The 20220-nt window shown below is 63.9% G+C and carries 19 protein-coding genes; 6 read left to right on the forward strand and 13 right to left on the reverse strand.

What is annotated here, in order from left to right; translation table 11 throughout:
- Positions 1–15: 15 nt before the first annotated feature.
- The 8 genes from AC6I6S_RS09730 to AC6I6S_RS09765 all read right to left on the reverse strand — a co-directional run bounded on the left by AC6I6S_RS09730 (position 16) and on the right by AC6I6S_RS09765 (position 9628).
- Positions 16–1365 carry an ABC transporter ATP-binding protein gene (locus tag AC6I6S_RS09730; protein WP_497949766.1) on the reverse strand — a complete coding sequence of 450 codons (1350 nt, stop codon included), beginning with the start codon at positions 1363–1365 and terminating at the stop codon, positions 16–18.
- A complete protein-coding gene (locus AC6I6S_RS09735) occupies positions 1362–2441 on the reverse strand; it encodes an ABC transporter ATP-binding protein (RefSeq protein ID WP_497949768.1) in 1080 nt (359 codons plus the stop codon). The genes AC6I6S_RS09730 and AC6I6S_RS09735 overlap by 4 nt, the downstream gene beginning before the upstream one ends.
- A gap of 96 nt (positions 2442–2537) precedes the next feature.
- The gene (locus AC6I6S_RS09740) at positions 2538–3746 is read right to left on the reverse strand and encodes an ABC transporter permease (RefSeq protein ID WP_497949769.1); all 1209 of its coding nucleotides are present in this window, start codon (positions 3744–3746) and stop codon (positions 2538–2540) included.
- Positions 3746–4744 (reverse strand): ABC transporter permease, encoded by a 999-nt coding sequence (locus AC6I6S_RS09745; RefSeq protein ID WP_497949770.1) that lies wholly within the window; start codon positions 4742–4744, stop codon positions 3746–3748. Before AC6I6S_RS09745 ends, AC6I6S_RS09740 begins: the two co-directional genes overlap by 1 nt.
- A gap of 223 nt (positions 4745–4967) precedes the next feature.
- The gene (locus AC6I6S_RS09750; protein WP_497949771.1) at positions 4968–6809 is read right to left on the reverse strand and encodes an ABC transporter substrate-binding protein; all 1842 of its coding nucleotides are present in this window, start codon (positions 6807–6809) and stop codon (positions 4968–4970) included.
- Between the two features lie 404 nt (positions 6810–7213).
- Positions 7214–7561: a hypothetical protein gene (locus tag AC6I6S_RS09755; RefSeq protein WP_497949773.1), complete on the reverse strand. Its 348-nt coding sequence runs from the start codon at positions 7559–7561 to the stop codon at positions 7214–7216.
- A gap of 49 nt (positions 7562–7610) precedes the next feature.
- Positions 7611–8132: a PH domain-containing protein gene (locus tag AC6I6S_RS09760; RefSeq protein WP_497949774.1), complete on the reverse strand. Its 522-nt coding sequence runs from the start codon at positions 8130–8132 to the stop codon at positions 7611–7613.
- Positions 8133–8230: 98 nt separating this feature from the next.
- Positions 8231–9628 carry an MATE family efflux transporter gene (locus tag AC6I6S_RS09765; protein WP_497949775.1) on the reverse strand — a complete coding sequence of 466 codons (1398 nt, stop codon included), beginning with the start codon at positions 9626–9628 and terminating at the stop codon, positions 8231–8233.
- A 128-nt stretch (positions 9629–9756) separates the two neighbouring features.
- Here AC6I6S_RS09765 and lipA point away from each other — a divergent pair, with 128 nt between their 5' ends.
- The 5 genes from lipA to lpdA all read left to right on the forward strand — a co-directional run bounded on the left by lipA (position 9757) and on the right by lpdA (position 16083).
- A complete protein-coding gene (gene lipA / locus AC6I6S_RS09770) occupies positions 9757–10692 on the forward strand; it encodes a lipoyl synthase (RefSeq protein WP_497949776.1) in 936 nt (311 codons plus the stop codon).
- 291 nt (positions 10693–10983) lie between these two features.
- Positions 10984–12093, forward strand: a complete 1110-nt coding sequence (gene pdhA, locus AC6I6S_RS09775) for a pyruvate dehydrogenase (acetyl-transferring) E1 component subunit alpha (RefSeq protein WP_497949778.1) — start codon at positions 10984–10986, stop codon at positions 12091–12093.
- Between the two features lie 2 nt (positions 12094–12095).
- Positions 12096–13082 (forward strand): alpha-ketoacid dehydrogenase subunit beta, encoded by a 987-nt coding sequence (locus tag AC6I6S_RS09780; protein ID WP_497949779.1) that lies wholly within the window; start codon positions 12096–12098, stop codon positions 13080–13082.
- A gap of 1 nt (position 13083) precedes the next feature.
- Positions 13084–14625 carry a dihydrolipoamide acetyltransferase family protein gene (locus AC6I6S_RS09785; RefSeq protein WP_497949780.1) on the forward strand — a complete coding sequence of 514 codons (1542 nt, stop codon included), beginning with the start codon at positions 13084–13086 and terminating at the stop codon, positions 14623–14625.
- Positions 14626–16083: a dihydrolipoyl dehydrogenase gene (gene lpdA / locus AC6I6S_RS09790; protein WP_497949781.1), complete on the forward strand. Its 1458-nt coding sequence runs from the start codon at positions 14626–14628 to the stop codon at positions 16081–16083.
- A gap of 64 nt (positions 16084–16147) precedes the next feature.
- Here the strand turns inward: lpdA and AC6I6S_RS09795 are convergent, their stop codons facing one another.
- A complete protein-coding gene (locus AC6I6S_RS09795) occupies positions 16148–16630 on the reverse strand; it encodes a halocyanin domain-containing protein (protein WP_497949783.1) in 483 nt (160 codons plus the stop codon).
- Between the two features lie 118 nt (positions 16631–16748).
- Positions 16749–17219 (reverse strand): halocyanin domain-containing protein, encoded by a 471-nt coding sequence (locus AC6I6S_RS09800; RefSeq protein ID WP_497949784.1) that lies wholly within the window; start codon positions 17217–17219, stop codon positions 16749–16751.
- 111 nt (positions 17220–17330) lie between these two features.
- Here AC6I6S_RS09800 and AC6I6S_RS09805 point away from each other — a divergent pair, with 111 nt between their 5' ends.
- Positions 17331–18491 carry a multicopper oxidase domain-containing protein gene (locus AC6I6S_RS09805; RefSeq protein WP_497949785.1) on the forward strand — a complete coding sequence of 387 codons (1161 nt, stop codon included), beginning with the start codon at positions 17331–17333 and terminating at the stop codon, positions 18489–18491.
- Between the two features lie 53 nt (positions 18492–18544).
- Here AC6I6S_RS09805 and AC6I6S_RS09810 read toward each other — a convergent pair whose 3' ends face one another.
- The 3 genes from AC6I6S_RS09810 to AC6I6S_RS09820 form a co-directional block, all read right to left on the reverse strand.
- Entirely contained in the window at positions 18545–18841 is a 297-nt protein-coding gene (locus tag AC6I6S_RS09810) for a DUF7521 family protein (RefSeq protein WP_497949786.1), read from the reverse strand.
- A complete protein-coding gene (locus AC6I6S_RS09815; protein ID WP_497949788.1) occupies positions 18838–19215 on the reverse strand; it encodes a helix-turn-helix domain-containing protein in 378 nt (125 codons plus the stop codon). Before AC6I6S_RS09815 ends, AC6I6S_RS09810 begins: the two co-directional genes overlap by 4 nt.
- A 114-nt stretch (positions 19216–19329) precedes the next feature.
- Entirely contained in the window at positions 19330–19470 is a 141-nt protein-coding gene (locus tag AC6I6S_RS09820; protein WP_497949790.1) for a YHS domain-containing protein, read from the reverse strand.
- Positions 19471–20220 lie beyond the last annotated feature (750 nt).

Genomic DNA, 20220 nt, shown 5'->3' on the forward strand with positions numbered 1-20220 from the left:
AGTTTCAGCGAGCTATCAGTCGCTTCTGGTGTAAAGCGACTGCTGCTGGTCGCCGCTCTCGGCGTGTCCCTCCGTGTGCAGGAGACAGGAGGCGACGTGGTCCGACGCGACCGACTGCAGCGTCGGCGTCTGTTCCTCACACGGCGTCGTGAACAGTCCCTGAAGCGTCTCGATCGCCACCTCGCGGTTCTCGGCGATGAGCTGCTGGACGGCTTCCTCGAGCGTGTCCTCGGCTCGCTGCTGTGAGAGGGTTTCCTCGAGTTCGAAGTCGCGGCGGATCTCGGCTGCGAGGCGATCGGCCGGTAGATCGAGGTCCTCGATGTCGTCCTCGAGGCTGTGGCCCTCGTGGGCGGCGACGACCTCGCGAACGCCCTCGAGGTCGATACCGGTTTCCTCGACGTGCTGGCGGAAGTCGAGAACGCGACGCCACTCGCGTTGCTCGAGGTCGATCTCCTCGGGCTGGATGACCTCCGGACAGCGCGTGTGGAACCGACAGCCGCTCGGTGGATTCGACGGACTCGGCACGTCGCCTTTGAGCTCGACTCCCATTCCCCGCTGGGTCGGGTCTGGCGTCGGGATCGAGGAGATGAGCGCACGCGTGTAGGGGTGTTGAGGGTTGTTGAACACTTCCTCGGTGGGCCCCTTCTCGACGATCTCGCCGAGGTACATTACGGCCACCCGGTCACAGATCGACCGGACGACGCTCAGGTTGTGACTGATGACGACCATCGTCAGGCCGAACGCGTCCTGGAGTTCCCGGAGCAGTGCCAGAATCTCCGACTGGATCGAGACGTCGAGCGCCGACACCGGCTCGTCGGCGACGATCACGTCCGGGTTGACCGAGAGCGCGCGAGCGATCCCGAGTCGCTGCTTCTGGCCGCCGGAGAACTCGTGGGGATACCGTTCTTTGTCCTCCGGGGAGAGGTCGATGCGTCGCAGCAGGTCGTCGATGATCTCGTTTCGATGCTCCCGATCGGTCAGTCCCTGGACCGTGAGCGGTTCGGCCAGCGAGTCGCCGATGCTCATCCGGGGATCGAAACTTGAATCGGGGTCCTGGAAGATCATCTGGAGCTCCCGCCGGAAGCGCGTGAGCTGTTCTGCGTCGTAGTCGACGATGTTCTCGCCGCGATACAGCACCTCGCCGTCGGTCGGCTCCTCGAGTCGGATCATCGAGGTCGCGGCGGTCGACTTCCCACAACCGGACTCGCCGACGATGCCGAACGTTTCGCCCTCGTATACGTCGAAGTCGATCCCGTCGACGGCTTTGACGGTGCCGACTTCGCTCTTTAGCATTCCCGAGGTGATCGGGTAGTGTTTCGTGAGGTTGCGAACCGAGAGCACCGGTTCGCCCCGGTTACCGCTCATTCGCCCTCACCTCCTCGGGCGGCGTCGGTCGGCCGGGTTGACCCGCCGTCTGCGACGGTCTCGGTCGGTCGGGACTCGAGGACCGGCGACGGATCGGCACCCGGCTCGTAGTAGACACACGAGACCGTGTGCCCCTGGTGGCGGTCGAAGTCGTACTGCGGCGGCTGGTCGCCCTGTTTGCACTTGTCGAGTGCGTGCGGACAGCGCTCGTGGAACCGACAGCCGGCCGGCGGATCGACGACGCTCGGTAGCGTACCGCTGATGCCGGCGACCGAGCCGCGACTGGGCAGACACTCGAGGAGCGCCTGCGTGTAGGGGTGGGCGGGCTCTTCGAACAGATCGAAGACGTCGGCGGTCTCCATGACCTTCCCCGCGTACATGACGACGACGCGGTCGGCGATCTCGGCGACGACGCCGAGGTCGTGGGTGATGAAGATGATCGCCATATCGTGTTCTTCCTGGATCTCCCGGAGTAGCCGGAGGATCTGGGCCTGGATCGTCACGTCGAGCGCCGTCGTCGGCTCGTCGGCGATCAGCAGGTCCGGTTCGCCGGCCAGGGCCATCGCGATCATTACGCGCTGTTTCATCCCGCCGGAGAACTCGTGAGGGTAGTCGTTCAGCCGGTTGCTGGCGTCGGGAATGCCGACGCGGCTGAACAGTTCGACCGCCCGTTCGGTCGCCTCCTCCTGGGTGACGTCGTTGTGTTCGGTGATCGCTTCTCTGACCTGCCAGCCGACGGTGTAGACGGGGTTGAGTGCACCCTGTGGGTTCTGGAAGACGTGGCTGATATCGCCGCCACGCAGGTCGAGCAGTTCGTCGTCGTTCATCTCCGTCACCTCCCGCCCGTCGAACTCGATCGACCCCTCTGGGATCGATCCGGGCGGGCTCTTGAACAGTCGCGTGATCGATTCACTCGCGACGGTCTTTCCGGACCCACTCTCGCCGACGATACAGACGGTTTCGCCGGGATAGACGTCGAAGTCGATCCCGTCGACGGCTCTGACGGTGCCGGCTTTGGTGTCGAACTGGGTGTGCAGGTTTCTGACGCGCAGCAGCGGTCGTTGCTCAGTACTCATCGGTAACACCTTCGGTGAAACCGCTCGAGCGGCTTCGGTCGCTGGTCGGTCGTCCGGTTCGGTCGGCCGCACGTCGGCGAGGATGGGGGCGCCCCATCACTCCTCACCCCCCATCGAGCGCGGGTCGAGTGCGTCGCGCATCGCGTCACCGACGAAGTTGAACGCGAGGATCGTCAGGAACAGGAAGATCCCCGGAAGGGTGGAGATCCACCAGGCCCTGTCGAGGTCGGTGCGACCGCGGGCGATCAGTTCGCCCCAGGAGTCGATGGTCGGATCGCCGAGTCCGAGGAACGCGAGCGCCGCCTCGAACAGGATGAGCGAGGGGATCATCAACGTCGCGGCCGTGATGACGCTGTTCGAGACGTTCGGCAGCAGGTGCCGACGCATCGTCCACCGCCCGCTGGCACCGGCGTTCTTCGCCGCCTGCACGTACTGTTCCTCGCGGCGCTGAAGCGCCTCGGAGCGAACGATACGCGCGATTCCGCCCCAGCCGAAGACCCCGAAGATGATGATCATCGAGAACAGGGTCGGCTCGAACAGGAACACGATCAGCAGGTAGAGGAAGAACGTCGGGAACGTGATCTGAATGTCGACGTAGCGCATCAGGATCTCGTCGGTCCAGCCGCCGAAGTAGGCCGCCGCCAGGCCGACGATGCTCGCCATGAGGATGATGATCGTCGTTCCGATCAGTCCGACCTGCATGGAGACCTCCATCCCGTGGACGACACTCATCAGGATGTCTTTCCCCTGATCGGTCGTCCCGAGTGGGTGTGCCCAGGAGCCGTGACACTGGCCGCCCGACTCCTCGCCGACGCAGCTAATCGGCACGCTGCTGTCGACGCTCGCGTACACCGGCGGCTGGTACTGGTTGAGCGGCACGAGTTCCGGTGCCGAGTACACGCGGGACCCGATGAAGCCGATGACGAACATGGCTGCGAGCCAGAACAGGCTCAGAACGGCAGCCGTGTTCTTTTTGAACTCGTTCCAGTAGTGTCTGGACATCCGCGGGTTCTGGTACATCGGAACCACGACGAAGAAGACCATCGCCAGCAGCGTCGGAATGTAGAGCCACTGGACGGCGCCGACCGTCCCGAACACGGGGAACTCGGCCGGGCCGTCGCCGACGACGTATCGCCAGTAGAGATCGTAGCTGACGAGTAGCAGGTAGATCCCCATCGTGACGTACCAGGCGATCGCCCACCGGGTAAACCGCGTGCGGTTGCCGTCGACTTCGTCCCAGTTGAGGTTCTCGAACGTCCGATCCGTCGTTCCCTGATGTATGTCAGGTGTGTCTTCAGCAGCCATTACCGATCACCGTAGTCGATTCGTGGATCAAGCACCGTGTAGGCGAGGTCCTGTGCGAGGTTGCCGATAATCGCGACGAACGTCGGCACCAGTACGGTCCCCATGACCAGGGCGGGATCCTGATTGATAATTGCGTTGTAGCTGAGCATTCCGAGCCCCGGGATCTGGAACACGACTTCGATCAGATACGAGGCGACGAAGATGATACTGAGCAGGTCGCCGACCAGAATCGTTGCAATCGGAACCGACGCAGGCCGGAGGATGTGCTTGTAGAGGATCCGGCGGTCGTCGACGCCCTTCGCCTTCGCCGTCTTGACGAACTCCGCCTCGACGTACTCGAGTGCCTCCGCACGGGAGTACCGCATCAGTCCCGCGATCGAACTCGTCGTGAGAACGAAGATGGGCAGAATCAGCTGCCTGATGTTCTCCCAGCTGAAGATGCCGGCCAGCGCGAAGCTGCCGTCGACCTTCGCCGCGTTCGGATCGAAGAGAATGGGAACCCATCCGAGGTGGACCGCAAAGACCACTAGCAGGATGATCGCCAGCCAGAAGTTCGGCACGGAAATTCCAAAGAACGCGACGAACGTCGCCGCGTAGTCGGATTTCGTGTACTGGTGGGTCGCGGAGTAGAGGCCGATCACGATCCCGAGAATCGTCGAGATGATGACGGCCGGAATTCCGTACATCATCGAGTACGGGAGCGAACCGAGAATCGCGTCCATTACGGGGCGTGATTGGTAATACGACCAGCCCCAGTCCCCGGTGAAGATCGATGCCATAAAGTCGATATACTGTTCGTGAAACGGTCGGTCGAGACCGCGGGCCATCTCGTACTGCTCGACCGCGGCGTCCGGATCCTGCCCCGCCTGAATCGACGAGAACGCGATCTCCGCAGCGCCGGCGTCGGGCGTAATATACATCAAGATGAACGTGATGCTCACGATCACCCAGGTTGCAACGGCAGCCCACGCCGTTCGTTTAAGTACGTATCCTTTCATAGTCGTGTGGTTTCGTTGTTGCTGTCGTCGGTCTGCACATCGCTTCCCCGAAGGGAAGTTGATTTAACATCACTGTTCGGTACGATTCGTACCCTGTCCCCCCATCGGTTATACTATTCGATCTGATTGGACATCGGAATAACATCGTTCGCCCGTCCCGTACAGTCCGGTAAGAAAGATGGCTGAATCGGTGTGGGGTCGTCCGATGTCCACGAACCGGTCGTTACTCCGTCGCGCGGAACCGCTGGAGGCTGTCCCAGTTTCCACCGTACTCCTCGACCTGTCCCTCGATGTAGTTCTGGTAGCCGATGATGTCGTCGGACATCGAGAGGAAGTTCACCGGCTGGTCCTCGCTCAGGATGCCGAGGATCTCGCCGAAGATCGCCTGACGTTCGTCGAACTGGTCGTCGGGCGTCGTTCGAAGCTCCTGGTACATCGACTGCACGTCCTCTTCCGGCACGTAGCCGTAGAAGTTCGTACTCGCCTGCTCGTGCCAGAAGGCGTCGGTTCCGCCCGGGGCGAACGGGTAGGTGTTGAAGCCGATACCCGACAGCAGATCCCAGTCCGAAGAGCTTTCGGACTGCTCGCGGGGCGCCGGGTTAAACGGCGAGGGAGTGGTCCAGTCCGGCTCCTCGACGGTCGGCGTGCTCATGAGATACTCCTCCTGCATCCGGTTGAACTGCAGGGAGGTGAGCGCGACCTCGATACCGATCCCGCGGTACTCCTGGCGGACCCACTCGGCGATGTCCTCGGTCGCACCGCCACCGGCGCTGTAGACCAGCGTCAGTTCGACCTGGTCACCCTCCGGCCCGATCAGTTCGTCGCCGTCGTAGCCGTAGTCGCTCGGAAGGTGCTCCTCGAGCATCGAGCGAGCCTCGTCGTGGTCGTAGGTGTCGCCGATCCCGAAGTCGGTAACCTGGCTCTCGTCGTACCACTCGGACCACTCCGGCTGGAACGTCGAGGAGCTCTCGGCGTAGCCCCGCTGGATCTCCTCGGTGATGACCTGCTTGTCGACGGCCATCGAGAGCGCCTGGCGCACCTCGCGGGTGCGCAGCGGCTCCCACCCGTTTGCGCGCTGGTTGTACGCCATGATCGAGAGGTACGGCTGCGGGATCTGATAGACGTCGACGTCCTCGTGACCCTCGAAGTCCTCGACGCGGTCCGACGGGATGCCGGCCTGCGTGACCTCTCCCTGCTGGAGCGCCTGAATCCGGGTACTCTCCTCGTCGATAACCTGGAAGACGTACTCCTCGAAGTGCGGCGGCTCGCCCCAGTCATCCGGCAGGTCGTCGACCTCCTGCATGTAGTAGTCCTCGTTGCGGGTCGTCCGGAAGGCGGCCTCGCGGTCCCACTCCCCCCAGCTGTACGGACCGAGGTTTCCGGCGTAGGCCATCTGCTGGACCTCCTCGTCCTGCTGGATTCCCTCGAGATCCTCGTCCTCGGCGTACTGCTCGATGAGCCCCTGTGGCAGGACGTACTTGCCCCACAGCACGGGCTCGAACAGGAAGTCCGCGTTCGGCTCGGGCAGTCGGATCTCGAACTCGAACTCGCTGAGTTGCTCGACTTCGATCTCCGCCCAGTCGCCGGCGTCGACGGAGCCGGCCCAGCCGCCCTGGTCGATCTCCTGAATGTGATACACCCAGTCCTCGGCCGTCATCTGGCCGTAGCCGGCACCCCACTCGAGGTTGTCGCGGACGGTCGCGACGTACGTCTGTGCGTCGCCCTGGTCCTCGACGTCCTCGAGCCAGAGCCCGAAGATCTCGCGGTCCTCGGTGATGGCGTAGGCACCGTCGAGAAGCAGCGAGTAACGCAGGTTGGTATTGTTGTCCGCGTTCTCCGGGATATACATCGTCACGGCGTCAGTCGAGTCGGCTCTGATGTACGTGTCGTAGTCGACGTCGTCGTCGCGGCCGTTGCCGTCGTCGCCGTCGTCGCTCCCTTCACTATCGTCCCCGTTCTCGTCGTCACCCAGACACCCTGCAATGGAGGTCGTTCCGGCGGCTGCACCAATGCCAACGATTCGCATCCATTCGCGGCGGGTTAACCCTTGTTTGTTGTCACGCATTGACAATCCCGGTTGCGGACAGGAAGATAAATAATTAACGAATCACCGGATTTCCACCTATGTTGACAATTACCTCCCACCGGCCGTTTTCTAACGGTTGAGCGGGATAGTGGTGCGTATTACTATTGGAACCCTCCACTGGATCTTTTCCGGACCCGGAGATATTATCCGTCAACAATTTCTGAACGTCAATATATTGTTTCTGTTTTACAAACGATCTATACCTGGATGCGAACTCTTGCCACAGACACTTGCTCTCGCGCGGTAGTTCAATCTATTACCAAGTAATATCGGTATACTACTACTCGTACGTCCACCCATCTCGGATATAGTGTGACGATTGTTTCACCGCCTACGTCTTGCACGATTATTGTTTGTGTTTCCGCGTGTTGTGAACGTAGCTATCAGTGATCACCGGGTATCGAGTCGGTGGCGAGGTCACCGTCGTCGATCCGCTGGTGCAGCGTGAAGTGCAACGCGAGGAGAAAACAGATCAGCACCAGCGCCAACTCGTTGACCGGCGCGCTCGGCGACAGAACCATGTGAAACAGGAGCATGTACCCGAACGTACCGACGACGGCAACCGTGAGGAGCCGATAGAGGAGTCGGTAGGTCGGGAGCACCCGCTGGGCATTTCGTATGACCTGTGGTGATTCCGATTCGATCCCGCGCCTGATGTGATAATACCGGGAGAGCGTCACTGCAAAGAGCACCGCAAGCAGGGGGACGATCGCGGCCGGATCCGGATACATGCCACCTCGTTGTCGACACACCGTAAAAAGCGATTCTACCCGATTCGGATCAGGGATAGCTTCTGGAACGTTCGACTGTCCCACCGAGTTGTGTGTTGAGAGCGCTGCTCGCTCGTTCCGGACGCGGGACGCGCTCGAACGTCAGCTCCGGTTCACCCGACCCTGCCGTGTATACGGTTAGGTCGCCGTACCCCAGCAGTCGTCCGATCGCGCTCTGTCGCAAACTCGTGTTCTGGATACGGTCGAGGCGAAACTGGGTGACGTCCCGGGAAACGACGCCGTGTTTCTTGTAGAGCTCTTCGGACGTGAGCACGTACCGCGTATTCGTCCAGACGATGTACTGTGCGAACGCGACGGCTGCGCCGCCGAGTGCGACGAGCACCCCCACGATCGTCACCGCACTGATTCCATCCCCCGTCGCGCCCCACCCGGCTAGCAGAAACCCGACCAGAACGAGGCCGATCCCCACGGGAAGCCCCGCCCCCATCGTGATCGGATGCGGACGACTCTCCCAGACGACGGTTTCGTCGTCCGTGAGGTGAAGCCAGCCAGGCGTCGATCCGGATGTCATCGACTTCGAGTATATCGCACGTCCCCGTAAAGCTGTCGTGGCTCAGGGCGGTTTCGCGCCGGAAGCCGACGCAACCGCATCGCTCGAGCCGCACCCGATCAATCGCTCGCGCTCGCCGTCGCGTTCGCCGCCCGGGCGTTCATCCCGTTCGACGTCTCGTACCAGTAGTACCAGCCCAGCCCGACCGCGACGGCGACGTTCGACAGCGTGACGGCCCAGAAAACGGCCGACACGTCCATCCCGAGGAGGTAGATACCGACTGCGGCGATCGGCAAACGGACTCCCCAGTATTGCAGCAGAGTGGCGACGAGGCTCGTCCTCGTTCGCCGCGCGCCGTTGAACCCAGCCTGGAAGAGGTAGCTCGCGCCGAGAGCCCAGTAGCCGTAGGCGAGGATCTCGAGGTAGAGCACGGTGTACTCGAGTTCCTGGCCGCTGGCGTCGGGGACGAACACGAACGTCAGCGTCTCCGGAATGAGCCACTGAACCGCCCCAACGATCGAGAGGGCGCCGACGGCGATTCCGACGCCGACCCAGGTCGTTCGCCGCGCCCGCTCGGGAGCGTCGGCGCCGAGGTTCTGCCCGACGACGCTCTGGGCGGCCTGCTGGAGTCCGATCGCCGGGATGAACGCCACGCTTGCGACGCGGGCGCCGATCGCGTACGCCGCGACCGCGGGGGCACCGCCGACGACGGCGACGATGGCGATGATCACGACCCGGACGGACTGGCTGGCGAAGTACTGGCCCGCGTTCGGCCAGCCGATGTCGACGATCTCGCGCACGTCGTCGGTGTCGAAGGTGAGCACCTCGCGGTCGATAACGAACCCGTCACGTCCGGAGACGGCCATTCCGATCGCGAGCAGCAGGCCGCCGGTGTAGCCGAGGCCGGTCGCGAGGGCGGCGCCAGCGACCCCCATCTCGGGGAACGGCCCCCAGCCGAAGATCAGGAACGGGTCGAGGATGATGTTGAGCCCGACCGCGAGGAGGTTGATGTACAGCGCCGCCCGAGAGTCACCCCACCCGACGAAGCCGGCCTCGAGGGTGTCACTCGCCGTGAGAATGGGAAGTACGAGCGCGTAGACGGCGAGGTAGCTGGCGGCCATCTCCGCGACGTGGGCCTCGGTTCCGAACAGTCCGATGATGTCCCGGGCGAAGAGGAACGTCAAAACGCCGATGAGGCCGCCAACGACGACGCCGACGATCGTGCCGTTGACTGCTGCTCGTCGGCTACCCTCGAGGTCGTCGGCGCCGACACGCTGTGAGACGAGCACCTGGGTACCGACTCCGATACCGATAGCAGCGGAGACGAGCAACCCGGTCAGCGGAAAGTTGAGCCCGACGGCGGCGACGGCGTCGCTGCTGTGTCGTCCGAGCCAGAAGATATCGACGAGTTGTTGGAGTATTTGAACGAGGTTCTGGAGCAACAACGGCGCGGCGAGGACGAGCAACGCCTTTGGGATCGAACCACTCGTGATCTCCTCGCGCGACACGTCTATCATACGATATGTTAGCTACGACAATGGCCATCTATTATATATGTCTGTCTGTTTCGTGGTAGAGTACCGCTGGCATAGTCGAGGGCATGAAACCACCACGATTTTTCACCGACGGTCCCCAGGGGTAGTGTATGAGTCGCTCGCGAAAACCCGATTGGTTGAAGATGCGACCGCCGTCGGGTCGGGAGTTCACTGGCATTCGGGAGACGCTGCGCGAGCACGATCTCAACACCGTCTGCGAGGAGGCCAACTGTCCGAATCTGGGGGAGTGCTGGAGCGGCCGCGGCGACGACGGCGGCGGCACCGCGACGTTCATGCTGATGGGCCACCGCTGCTCTCGCGGCTGTAACTTCTGTGACGTCGAAACCGGTGGGATGGAGCCCCTGGACCCCGAAGAGCCGGCAAACGTCGCGAGCGCGGTCGCCGAAATCGGCCTCGACTACGTCGTGCTCACGAGCGTCGACCGCGACGACCTTCCCGACCAGGGGGCGGGTCACTTCGCCGAAACGATTCGGGAGATCAAACGTCGCCACCCCGGGACCCTGGTCGAAGTTCTGATCCCCGACTTCCAGGGTGAAGAACGTCTCGTTCGAAAGATTATCGACGCCCAGCCTGACGTCATCGCCCACAACATCGAAACCGTCGAGCGGTTGCAGTTTCCCGTCCGTGACCGCCGCGCCGGCTACGACCAGAGTCTGGGCGTGCTCGCACAGGTCGACCGCGAGTCCGATATCCACACCAAATCGTCGATCATGCTCGGCCACGGCGAGTACGACCACGAGGTGTACCAGACGCTCGCGGACCTGCGCGAGCACGGCGTCGACATCGTCACCCTGGGACAGTACCTCCAGCCCTCGCGCAGCCACCTCGACGTGAAACGGTATGACCACCCGGACAAGTACGAGACCTGGCGACGTGTCGCCGAGGAGGAACTCGACTTTCTCTACTGTGCCAGCGGACCGATGGTCCGGTCGTCGTACAAAGCGGGGGAGCTATTCGTCGACGCGCTCTTGCGGGAGGGGCGGACTCTTGAGGAGGCTCGCGAGCGCGCACGCACCGCAGCCTGAACGACGGCCGTCACCGCGACTGGTCGTCGGTGTCTGGCTGTTTCTGGTGGCTGGCCTGAGTATGGGTGGTGATGACACTGCGACCGTCCGTCCAGTATTGGGCCATAATTCGTGATGTTTCGATCTGTTAGCCCGTTTCCTTCCGTTTATACGGACGATTGTTCGATTTGACGCCCCCTTCCCGCAAAACCCTGCTAACGGGTGGCAAGAATCCCGACGATAGTAAACCTTTTACGAAAATCCTTTAACGCGAGCGATAGACCGTTAGGGTATGCGAAGGTGGGTATACACGTGAGCACGCTTCAGCACGACCCCCGGGACCGAGTACAGGTTCTCGACGACGCCGGCCGCGTTCTCGAGGACGCGGAGGTGCCGGATCTCTCCGAAGACGAGTTCGTAGAGATCTACGAGCAGATGCGTCTGGCTCGCCACTTCGACCAGCGCGCGGTGAGTCTCCAGCGCCAGGGTCGGATGGGGACCTACCCGCCGTTGTCGGGCCAGGAGGGCGCACAGATCGGCAGCGCCCACGCACTCGACGAGGAGGACTGGCTGTTCCCGAGTTATCGGGAGCACGGCGCGGGACTCGTCCGCGGCCTCTCGCTCAAGCGGACGCTGCTGTACTGGATGGGACACGAGCAGGGCAACGCCATCCCCGAAGACGCCAACATCTTCACCGTCGCAGTGCCGATCGCGACCCAGATCCCACACGCGACGGGGTCGGCGTGGGCTTCGAAGCTGAAAGACGAGAACAAGGCGTTCCTCTGTTACTTCGGTGACGGCGCGACGAGCGAGGGCGACTTCCACGAGGGACTCAACTTCGCGGGCGTCTTCGACACGCCGAACGTCTTCTTCTGTAACAACAACCAGTGGGCGATCTCGGTTCCTCGAGAGCGCCAGACGGCGAGCGAGACGATCGCCCAGAAGGCCGAAGCGTACGGCTTCGAGGGCGTTCAGGTCGACGGAATGGACCCGCTCGCGGTGTACAAAGTCACCCGCGACGCCATCGAGAAGGCGAAAAATCCTGACGAGGACGAACTCCGTCCGACGCTGATCGAGGCGGTCCAGTACCGCTTCGGCGCCCATACGACCGCGGACGACCCCTCGGTCTACCGGGACGACGAGGAGGTCGAGCGCTGGAAGCAGAAGGACCCCATCCCGCGGATGGAGACGTTCCTGCGCGAGCAGGGAATCCTCGACGACGAGCGCGTCGACACCATCGAGAGTCGGATCGAAGGCGAGGTTGCGGACGCCATCGACGCGGCGGAGCAGGTCGAGCGCCCCGATCCGGAGGAAATCTTCGCGCACGTCTACGAGGGAATGCCACGACGGCTCCAGGAACAGCTCGAGTGGTTCGAATCGGTTCGCGAACAGTACGGCGACGAGGCGCTTCTGGAGGACTAACAATGGCTGCAGAATCTGAAAACCTGACGCTGGTACAGGCGGTCCGCGACGGACTGCACGGGGAGATGGAACGTGACGACGACGTGCTCGTGATGGGCGAGGACGTCGGGAAGAACGGCGGCGTGTTCCGCGCGACCGAGGGGCTCTACGACGAGTTCGGCGAGGATCGCGTCATCGACACGCCGCTCGCGGAGGCCGGCATCGCCGGCACCGCGATCGGAATGGCCGCCTACGGCCTGCGTCCGGTCGCCGAGATGCAGTTCATGGGCTTCATCTACCCCGCATTCGACCAGATCGTTTCCCACGCGGCGCGACTTCGCACGCGCTCGCGCGGACGATTCACGTGTCCGCTGGTCGTTCGGGCGCCCTACGGCGGCGGCATTCGCGCACCGGAACACCACTCCGAATCGACCGAGGCGATGTTCGTCCACCAGCCCGGACTCACGGTCGCGATCCCCTCGACCCCCTACGACGCGAAGGGAATGCTCGCCAGCGCGATCCGCTCGCCGGACCCGGTGATCTTCCTCGAGCCCAAACTCATCTACCGGGCGTTCCGCGAGGAGGTCCCGAACGACTCCTACGAGGTCCCCCTCGGCGAGGCGGCCGTCCGCCGCGAGGGTTCAGACATCTCTGTGTTCACCTACGGCGCGATGACCCGGCCGACGATCGAGGCCGCCGAAAACCTGGAGGGTGAGATCGACGTCGAAGTCGTCGACCTCCGGACGGTGTCGCCGCTGGACGTCGACACCATCGTCGAGTCGTTCAAGAAGACCGGTCGCGGCGCGGTCGTCCACGAGGCCCCCAAAACGGGCGGGATGGGCGCCGAGATCACCGCGACGATCCAGGAGGAGGCGCTGGCCTACCAGGAGGCACCGATCAAGCGCATCAGCGGCTTCGACACGCCGTTCCCGCTGTACGCGCTCGAGGACTACTACCTGCCCGAGCCGGCCCGCATCGAGACGGGAATCCGGGAGGCGATGGACTTCTAACATGGTCCGCGAGTTCAAACTGCCCGACGTCGGCGAGGGGGTCGCCGAGGGCGAACTGGTCTCCTGGCTCGTCGAGGAGGGCGACGAGGTTTCGGAGGATCAGCCGGTCGCCGAGGTCGAAACCGACAAGGCGCTCGTCGAGGTTCCCTCGCCGGTCAACGGCACCGTCCGCGAGATCCTCGCCGAGGAGGGCGAGATGGTGCCCGTCGGCAACGTGATTATCACGTTCGACGTCGAGGGCGAACCGGTCGAAGAAGAGACCGAGGCCGAACAGGAGCGTGCGAGCGAACCCGAGGGCGTCGACGAACCCGCCGACGCCGAGGGCGGCGTCTCCGAGACGGAGGAGGTCTCGACCCCCGAAGGACGTGTCTTCGCACCCCCGCGCGTGCGAAAACTCGCCCGCGAGGAGGGCGTCGACCTCTCGAGCGTGCAGGGAAGCGGTCCCGGCGGCCGGATCACCGAGGGCGACGTCCAGGCCGCAGCCGAGGGCGCCTCGAGCGAACCCGCAGACGCCGAGGCCGCCGAGGCGGCCCCCGCGGAACCGACCGAAGACACGGGCGGGGCTGACGCCGCGGCCGGAACCGCCGGCGGGGCTGCCGGGACGGCCACCCCGTCGTCGGTCGAGTCCGCAGACCGCGAGAAGACGCTCGCGGCTCCCGCGACGCGCCAACTCGCGAAGGAACAGGGAATCGACATCAACGCGGTGCCCGCGAGCGAGGAGCGCGACGGCGAGGCGTTCGTCACGCCCGAGGCGGTGACGGAGTACGCCGAGGCCCAGCAGCGCGCCCAAGAGGCCGACGTCGCCGCGGCGGCGACCGGCGAGACCGGTCCGCGGGAAACCCGTGAGCCGTTCAAGGGGGTCCGCAAGACCATCGCCGACGCGATGCAGCGCTCGAAGTACACCGCCCCGCACGTCACTCACCACGACGAGGTCGACGTGACGAAACTCGTCGAGACCCGCGAGGAGCTCAAGCCCGTCGCCGAGGAGCAGGGCATCCGGCTGACCTACATGCCGTTCATCATGAAGGCGGTCATCGCGGCGCTGAAGGAGTACCCCGAGATGAACGCGATGATCGACGACGAGAACGAGGAGATCGTCCATCGCAACTACTACAACATCGGCGTCGCGGCGGCAACCGACGCCGGGCTGATGGTTCCCGTCGTCGACGACGCGGATCACAAGGGGATGCTTCAGCTCTCCTCGGAGATGAACGAGCTGGTCCAGAAGGCCCGCGAGCGCTCGATCTCGCCGGACGAACTCCGGGGGTCGACGTTCACGATCACGAACATCGGCGGCATCGGCGGCGAGTACGCCACCCCGATCCTCAACTACCCCGAAGCCGGCATCCTCGCGGTTGGCGAGATCAAGCGCAAACCCCGCGTCGTCACCGACGACGAGGGTAACGAGTCGATCGAACCGCGCTCGATCATGACCCTGTCGCTGTCGTTCGACCACCGGCTGATCGACGGTGCGGAAGGCGCAGCGTTTACGAACAAGGTGATGGAGTACCTCGAAAACCCCGAACTGCTACTACTCGAATAAATGGTCGTTGGAGACATCGCAACCGGAACGGACGTGCTCGTCATCGGCGCCGGACCCGCGGGCTACGTGGCCGCGATCCGCGCCGGACAGCTCGATCTGGACGTAACGCTCGTCGAAAAGGAGGCCTACGGGGGCACCTGTCTGAACCACGGCTGCATCCCATCGAAGGCGCTGATTACGGCGAGCGGGCTGGCCCACGATGCGGGCAACGCCGAAGAGATGGGGATCCACGCCGACCCCGCCGTCGACCTCTCCCAGATGGTCAACTGGAAGGACGGCGTCGTCGACCAGCTCACCGGCGGCGTCGAGAAGCTCTGTAAGGCCAACGGCGTCAACCTCATGGAGGGAACCGCTACCTTCGCCGACGAGAACACGGCCCGGATCTCCCACGGCGGCGAGGGCCAGGGCTCCGAATCCGTCGAGTTCGAACACGCCATCGTGGCGACCGGCTCGAGTCCCATCGAGATCCCCAACTTCTCCTACGACGACGAGCCCGTGCTCAACTCCCGGCAGGCGCTCGCCCTCGATTCGGTGCCGGACTCCCTGGTCGTCGTCGGCGCGGGCTACATCGGGATGGAACTCGCCGGCGTCTTCGCCAAGCTCGGCACCGACGTGACGGTGATCGAGATGCTCGAGGACGTCCTCCCCGGTTACGAGACCGACCTCGCGCGCCCGGTCAAGAAACACGCGAAGGAACTCGGCATCGACTTCCACTTCGGCTACAGCGCCTCGGAGTGGGAGGAAACGGATGCCGGCATCCGCGTCGTCGCCGAGGCGGCGGCCGCGACCGACGGCGGCGAGGCCGAACTCGAGGCCGAAGAGACGCTCGAACTCGACGCCGAGAAGGTGCTCGTCGCCGTCGGTCGCGCCCCGGTGTCGGACACGCTCGACCTCGAGGCGGCGGGCGTCGAGACCGACGACCGCGGGTTCATCCAGACCGACGATCGGGCACGGTCGAACGTCGAGCACATCTTCGCCGTGGGCGACGTCGCCGGCGAGCCGATGCTCGCCCACAAGGGCTCGATGGAGGGGCAGGTCGCCGCCGAAGTGATCGCCGGGGAGCCGTCGGCGATCGATTATCAGGCGATGCCCGCCGCCGTGTTCACCGAACCCGAGATCGGTACCGTCGGGCTCACCGAGTCCGAAGCAGAAGAGATGGGCTTCGAGACGACGACCGGCAAGTTCCCGTTCCAGGCGAGCGGGCGCGCGCTGACGACGGGCCACAGCGACGGCTTCGTCAAGATCGTCGCCGACGCCGACGCCGGGTTCATCCTGGGCGCACAGATCGTCGGACCCGAGGCGTCGGAACTGATCGCCGAACTCGGCCTGGCGATCGAGTTGGGGGCGACCCTCGAGGACGTCGCCGCGACGATCCACGCCCACCCGACGCTCGCCGAGTCGGTGATGGAAGCCGCCGAGAACGCGCTGGGCCACGCGATTCACACGCTCAACCGGTAACGGTTCCGCGAAAATCGTTTTTCGACCGTCGTTCGTGAGTCCGGAATCGGACTCGAGAGCCCCTTCAGACCACGTCGACCGCGCCTTTCATCTCCTGGTTCTCGTGTGGCGTACAGACGTAGGTGTAGACGCCCGTTTCGTCGAACGTGTTCTCGAAGGTTTCGCCCTCGGCGGTTTCCATCTCGCTTTCGAACGCGTCGTCGGTGTCGACGACGTTGTGGCCGCCGCCGTTGCCGGTCCACTCCCAGACGACGGTCGTTCCCTCGTCGATCCGGACCGCTGCCGGATCGAACCGGAAGTTGTCGCTGCCGGCTCCGACCATCACCGTCACCTCGTCCTCGCCGGTGAGATCGAGCGTTCCCTCGTAGTTCGGGGTGTCATCGAGCCAGCCGTCGTAGTCCGCCTCGTCGTCGACGTACTCGGCGTCGGTGCCGTCGTCACCACCGTCACCATCGTCGCCCGTACAGCCGGCGATGGTGACCGGGACTGCCGCGATCCCCGCCAGCTTCACGACCGTTCGTCTCGAGACGCCGTCGTTCAGTGTCATCTATAACGGCAGTTGGGTGGGAGACGATATATGGTTCCCTCGGATTCCCACGTTCTGGGAACCGTCGACGGCCCACTTCCCTCGGTTTCACCCGCAAGCGAGGGTGAACCACAGCCGTTCACCGGACGTCGACGCCGCCAACCATCCCCCGGTGCTCGTGTGGCGTACAGACGTAGGTGTACGTACCCTTCTCGTCGAACGTGTACTCGAACGTGTGGCCCTCGGCCGCGCTCTGGCCACTGTCGAAGGCGCCGTCGATATCGACCACGTCGTGGCGGCCGCCGTCGCCGGTCCACTCCCAGACGACGGTCGTTCCCGCGTCGATTCGGATGGCCCGCGGTGCGAACCCCATTCCCTCCCGCCCGGTGCCGACGGCGACCGTAACCACCTCCTGGGCGGTCCAGTCGACGGTGCCCGGATGGTCCACGCTCTCGAGGCGCCCGTCGTACTCCGGTTCGTCGTCGACGAACGCCTCCCCATCGTAGTACTGCTCCTCGCTATCGTCGCCCAGACAGCCTGCGAAACCGCCGACGACGCCCGCCGTTGCCCAGCGGAGGACGCGCCGTCTGGTGTGCGTGCTCGGATCCATCCCTTACAGTCTCTGTGTCTCCACGGATGTATGCTTCTTCGTTTTCGTTCCCACGGTCCGGGAATCAGCGTAGCAAACTGTTAGGTTCCTGTTCGAATCTTCAACCGTACTATGACGACATCCACGCCGACCGGACCTGGGGTTCGACGCCGAACGGTTCTTACGACGGCCGGGGTGAGTGCCGTTGGCCTCCTCGCGGGCTGTGTCGCCCCGACCGCCGACGAGGCTGGCGCAACCGACCACGGTGCAACTGACGACGGAGCGACTGAGAACGGGCCGCTGACAGACTACCCGTACACCGCCCCGCCACAGGTGGTCGACCTCGCAGACCAGGGCCACGAGTCCACCCTCCGGACCGTCCCCGCCCGTCACGAAGTCGTCACCGAGGGGGCCTCGGGTGGGCCGCTCGAGTTGCCCGAGGTGTGGGCCTGGGAGGCCGACGACCTCGAGCCGAGCGTTCCCGGCCCGATCTATCGGCTGAACGAGGGCGAAACGTTCGAACTCACCTACGAGAACACGGGGCACAACCGGCCGCACACGGTTCACGTCCACGCTGTCGGCAAATCCTGGAAGGACGACGGCTCTCCCGCGACGACCATGTTGCAGGTTGACCCCGACGAGAGCCACACGTACACCCTCGAGGGCGACGTGCCGGGGACGCACTTCTATCACTGCCACTTCCAGACGCACAACCACCTCGATATGGGGATGTACGGCATCCTCCGGGTCGACCCCGAGGACTACCAGCCGCCGGACCGGGAGTACTTCTTCACCATCCGCGACTGGGACACGCGCCTGCACGAGCAGAACGCGGGGGGCGACGCGAACTACGATCCCGCCGATCGCTCCTCGAACCTGTACACGATCAACGGTCGGAGTGCCCCGTCGACGTTCCACCCCGAACTGGGGACGCCGCTGATCGTCAGCGAGGGCGACACCGTGCGCCTCCACGTCGTCAACGCGGGCTACGAGGCTCACCCGTTCCACACGCACGGCCACCGGTTCCGGGTGGTCGAGAAAGACGGCGGACAGATTCCCGAGTCAGCACAGTACGAGGAGGACGTGATCAACGTCGCCCCGGCCGAGCGCTACACTCTCGAGTTCGAGGCCGATGCGGAGCCGGGCATCTACCCGGCACACTGCCACAAGGTCAATCACGTCACGAACGAGGGGCGCTACCCCGGCGGGATGCTGACCGCGATCGTCTACGAGTCGGCGATGGACTCGGCGGAGTTCGAGAAGACGATGGACGACGCCGGATTCGAGGGTTGAGAGGCGCGATTTCCTCTCAACCCCATCCACGAGCCGCGGAACCGATCACACGTTCACTGTGCGTACAGCGAGTAGGCGATGATCGCGAACCCGAGGAGGACGAGCAGACTCTCCAGTAAGATCCCCAGGGCTAGCTCGACCTGGAGCAACTGGTGTAACACGCCAGCGAGTACGAACCCGAGCGTGACGATTCCGAACCCGAGCGTCAGCAGGCCGAGCGCCCGCTGTCGCGTTCGTCGATACGCCTTGTACGCGAAGTAGGTGATCACGCCCCCGACGATGAGGACGAGCGTCTTTACGACGGCGAGTGCGACCGTTACCTCCAGTCCTGTCGTGGATTGTCCGATCATGTCTCCTTTCGCACCTCCGACCACAGCTCCGCCAGTCGCTCGTCGGCCGTCCGAACTGGCCGTTCGACGGTCACCGACAGCGTCCGGTCGTCCTCGAGGGCGAGTTCGACCGTTTCGAAGGCGAGCGAGTATCTGGTGGCGTGGTGGCCGTCACGCCGGATTTCCGTCGATTCCTCGAGCAGCGTCGCGTCGGTGAGAACCTCGAGCTTTCGGTACAGCGTCGACTGAGCGATATCGCACCGCTCCGTGAGCTCGGCGACCGTCAGCGGCTCCTCGAGCTGGCGGATGATCTCACGGCAGTCGGGATCCTCGAGTGCAGCGCAGATCTCCGGAGCCGATGGGGCCTCCTCGGAATCGAGACGATCCCTGACCATTCGGTTCTCGCTTCTCTCGCCAGCGATATATCGGCGTCGGTGGATGATCGGAGTAGCGACTGGTCAGAAATCGGCCCACCGGGGATGCCAACGAAGTTAGTGCCCGACCAGCGCTTACGTATACTCGCCGGTGTTCTCGACGAACTCTTCGCGACAGTCGAGCGAGCAGAAGTAGTACATTTCGCCGTCCTGTTCGGACTGCTGTTCGGTGTCCTGTGGGTTCACGTCGGCTCCGCAGACTGGATCGGTTACCATGGCGTCTCGGCAGCTACAAGAGTGTTCGGTACAGACGTTTCCCCGGCTACTGCTGGGCCGATTCGGAAAAACAGGTTCTTACGCGTGTACGCTCGAGTACGAGTGCGCGGGTATCATTCGACCAGACCACGCCCACGAGGGGCGGGATGACCGGTCGGCCTCCGCCCGCGCGATACCACTTCACCGCGAGCGGCGGCTCGGTCATTTATTACTGTCACTCGAGTGATTGGCCGATGGAAAACCGTACCATGGTAGCGGGTTTCGGTAGTCATCTCGTTCGACGGTCTTTTATACTTACCCTCTCCTCGTATCTAATGCGAACGACGTGGCGCACGCAGCCACGTTCCCTCCGGCCGGTTTCCGGCACGGAGGCAGGTACGCATCCCCCTCGAGCACTCGGCGTCGGTCCGATCCGACGGCCTTATATGCGAACGGCCGTTCAGGTTGGAACGCAAACGCGTCGCCGGACACGGTTTCCGGCGAGAACGCGACCGACGCCCTTAAGTGTACGAGGGCACTCGGATGCAAACGCAAAGAACGCGTGATTGACCGGGCGTTCAACTCGCCCGGTCGTCTCGGACGAACGGTTCGAAGGGGTTAAGTACCCCAGAAAACCTAGGAAATAGTCCGAAGGAGATGAGGATCCCACCCCTGCGGTCCGCCGTCAAGATGGGATCTGATGTGAGCCATGATAGTTCGGTGACGCTCGATCGGTCGACGCGACCGTCGTCACCGAACGGACCAAGTTAC

The sequence above is a fragment of the Natrononativus sp. DTA114 genome (assembly GCF_059736515.1).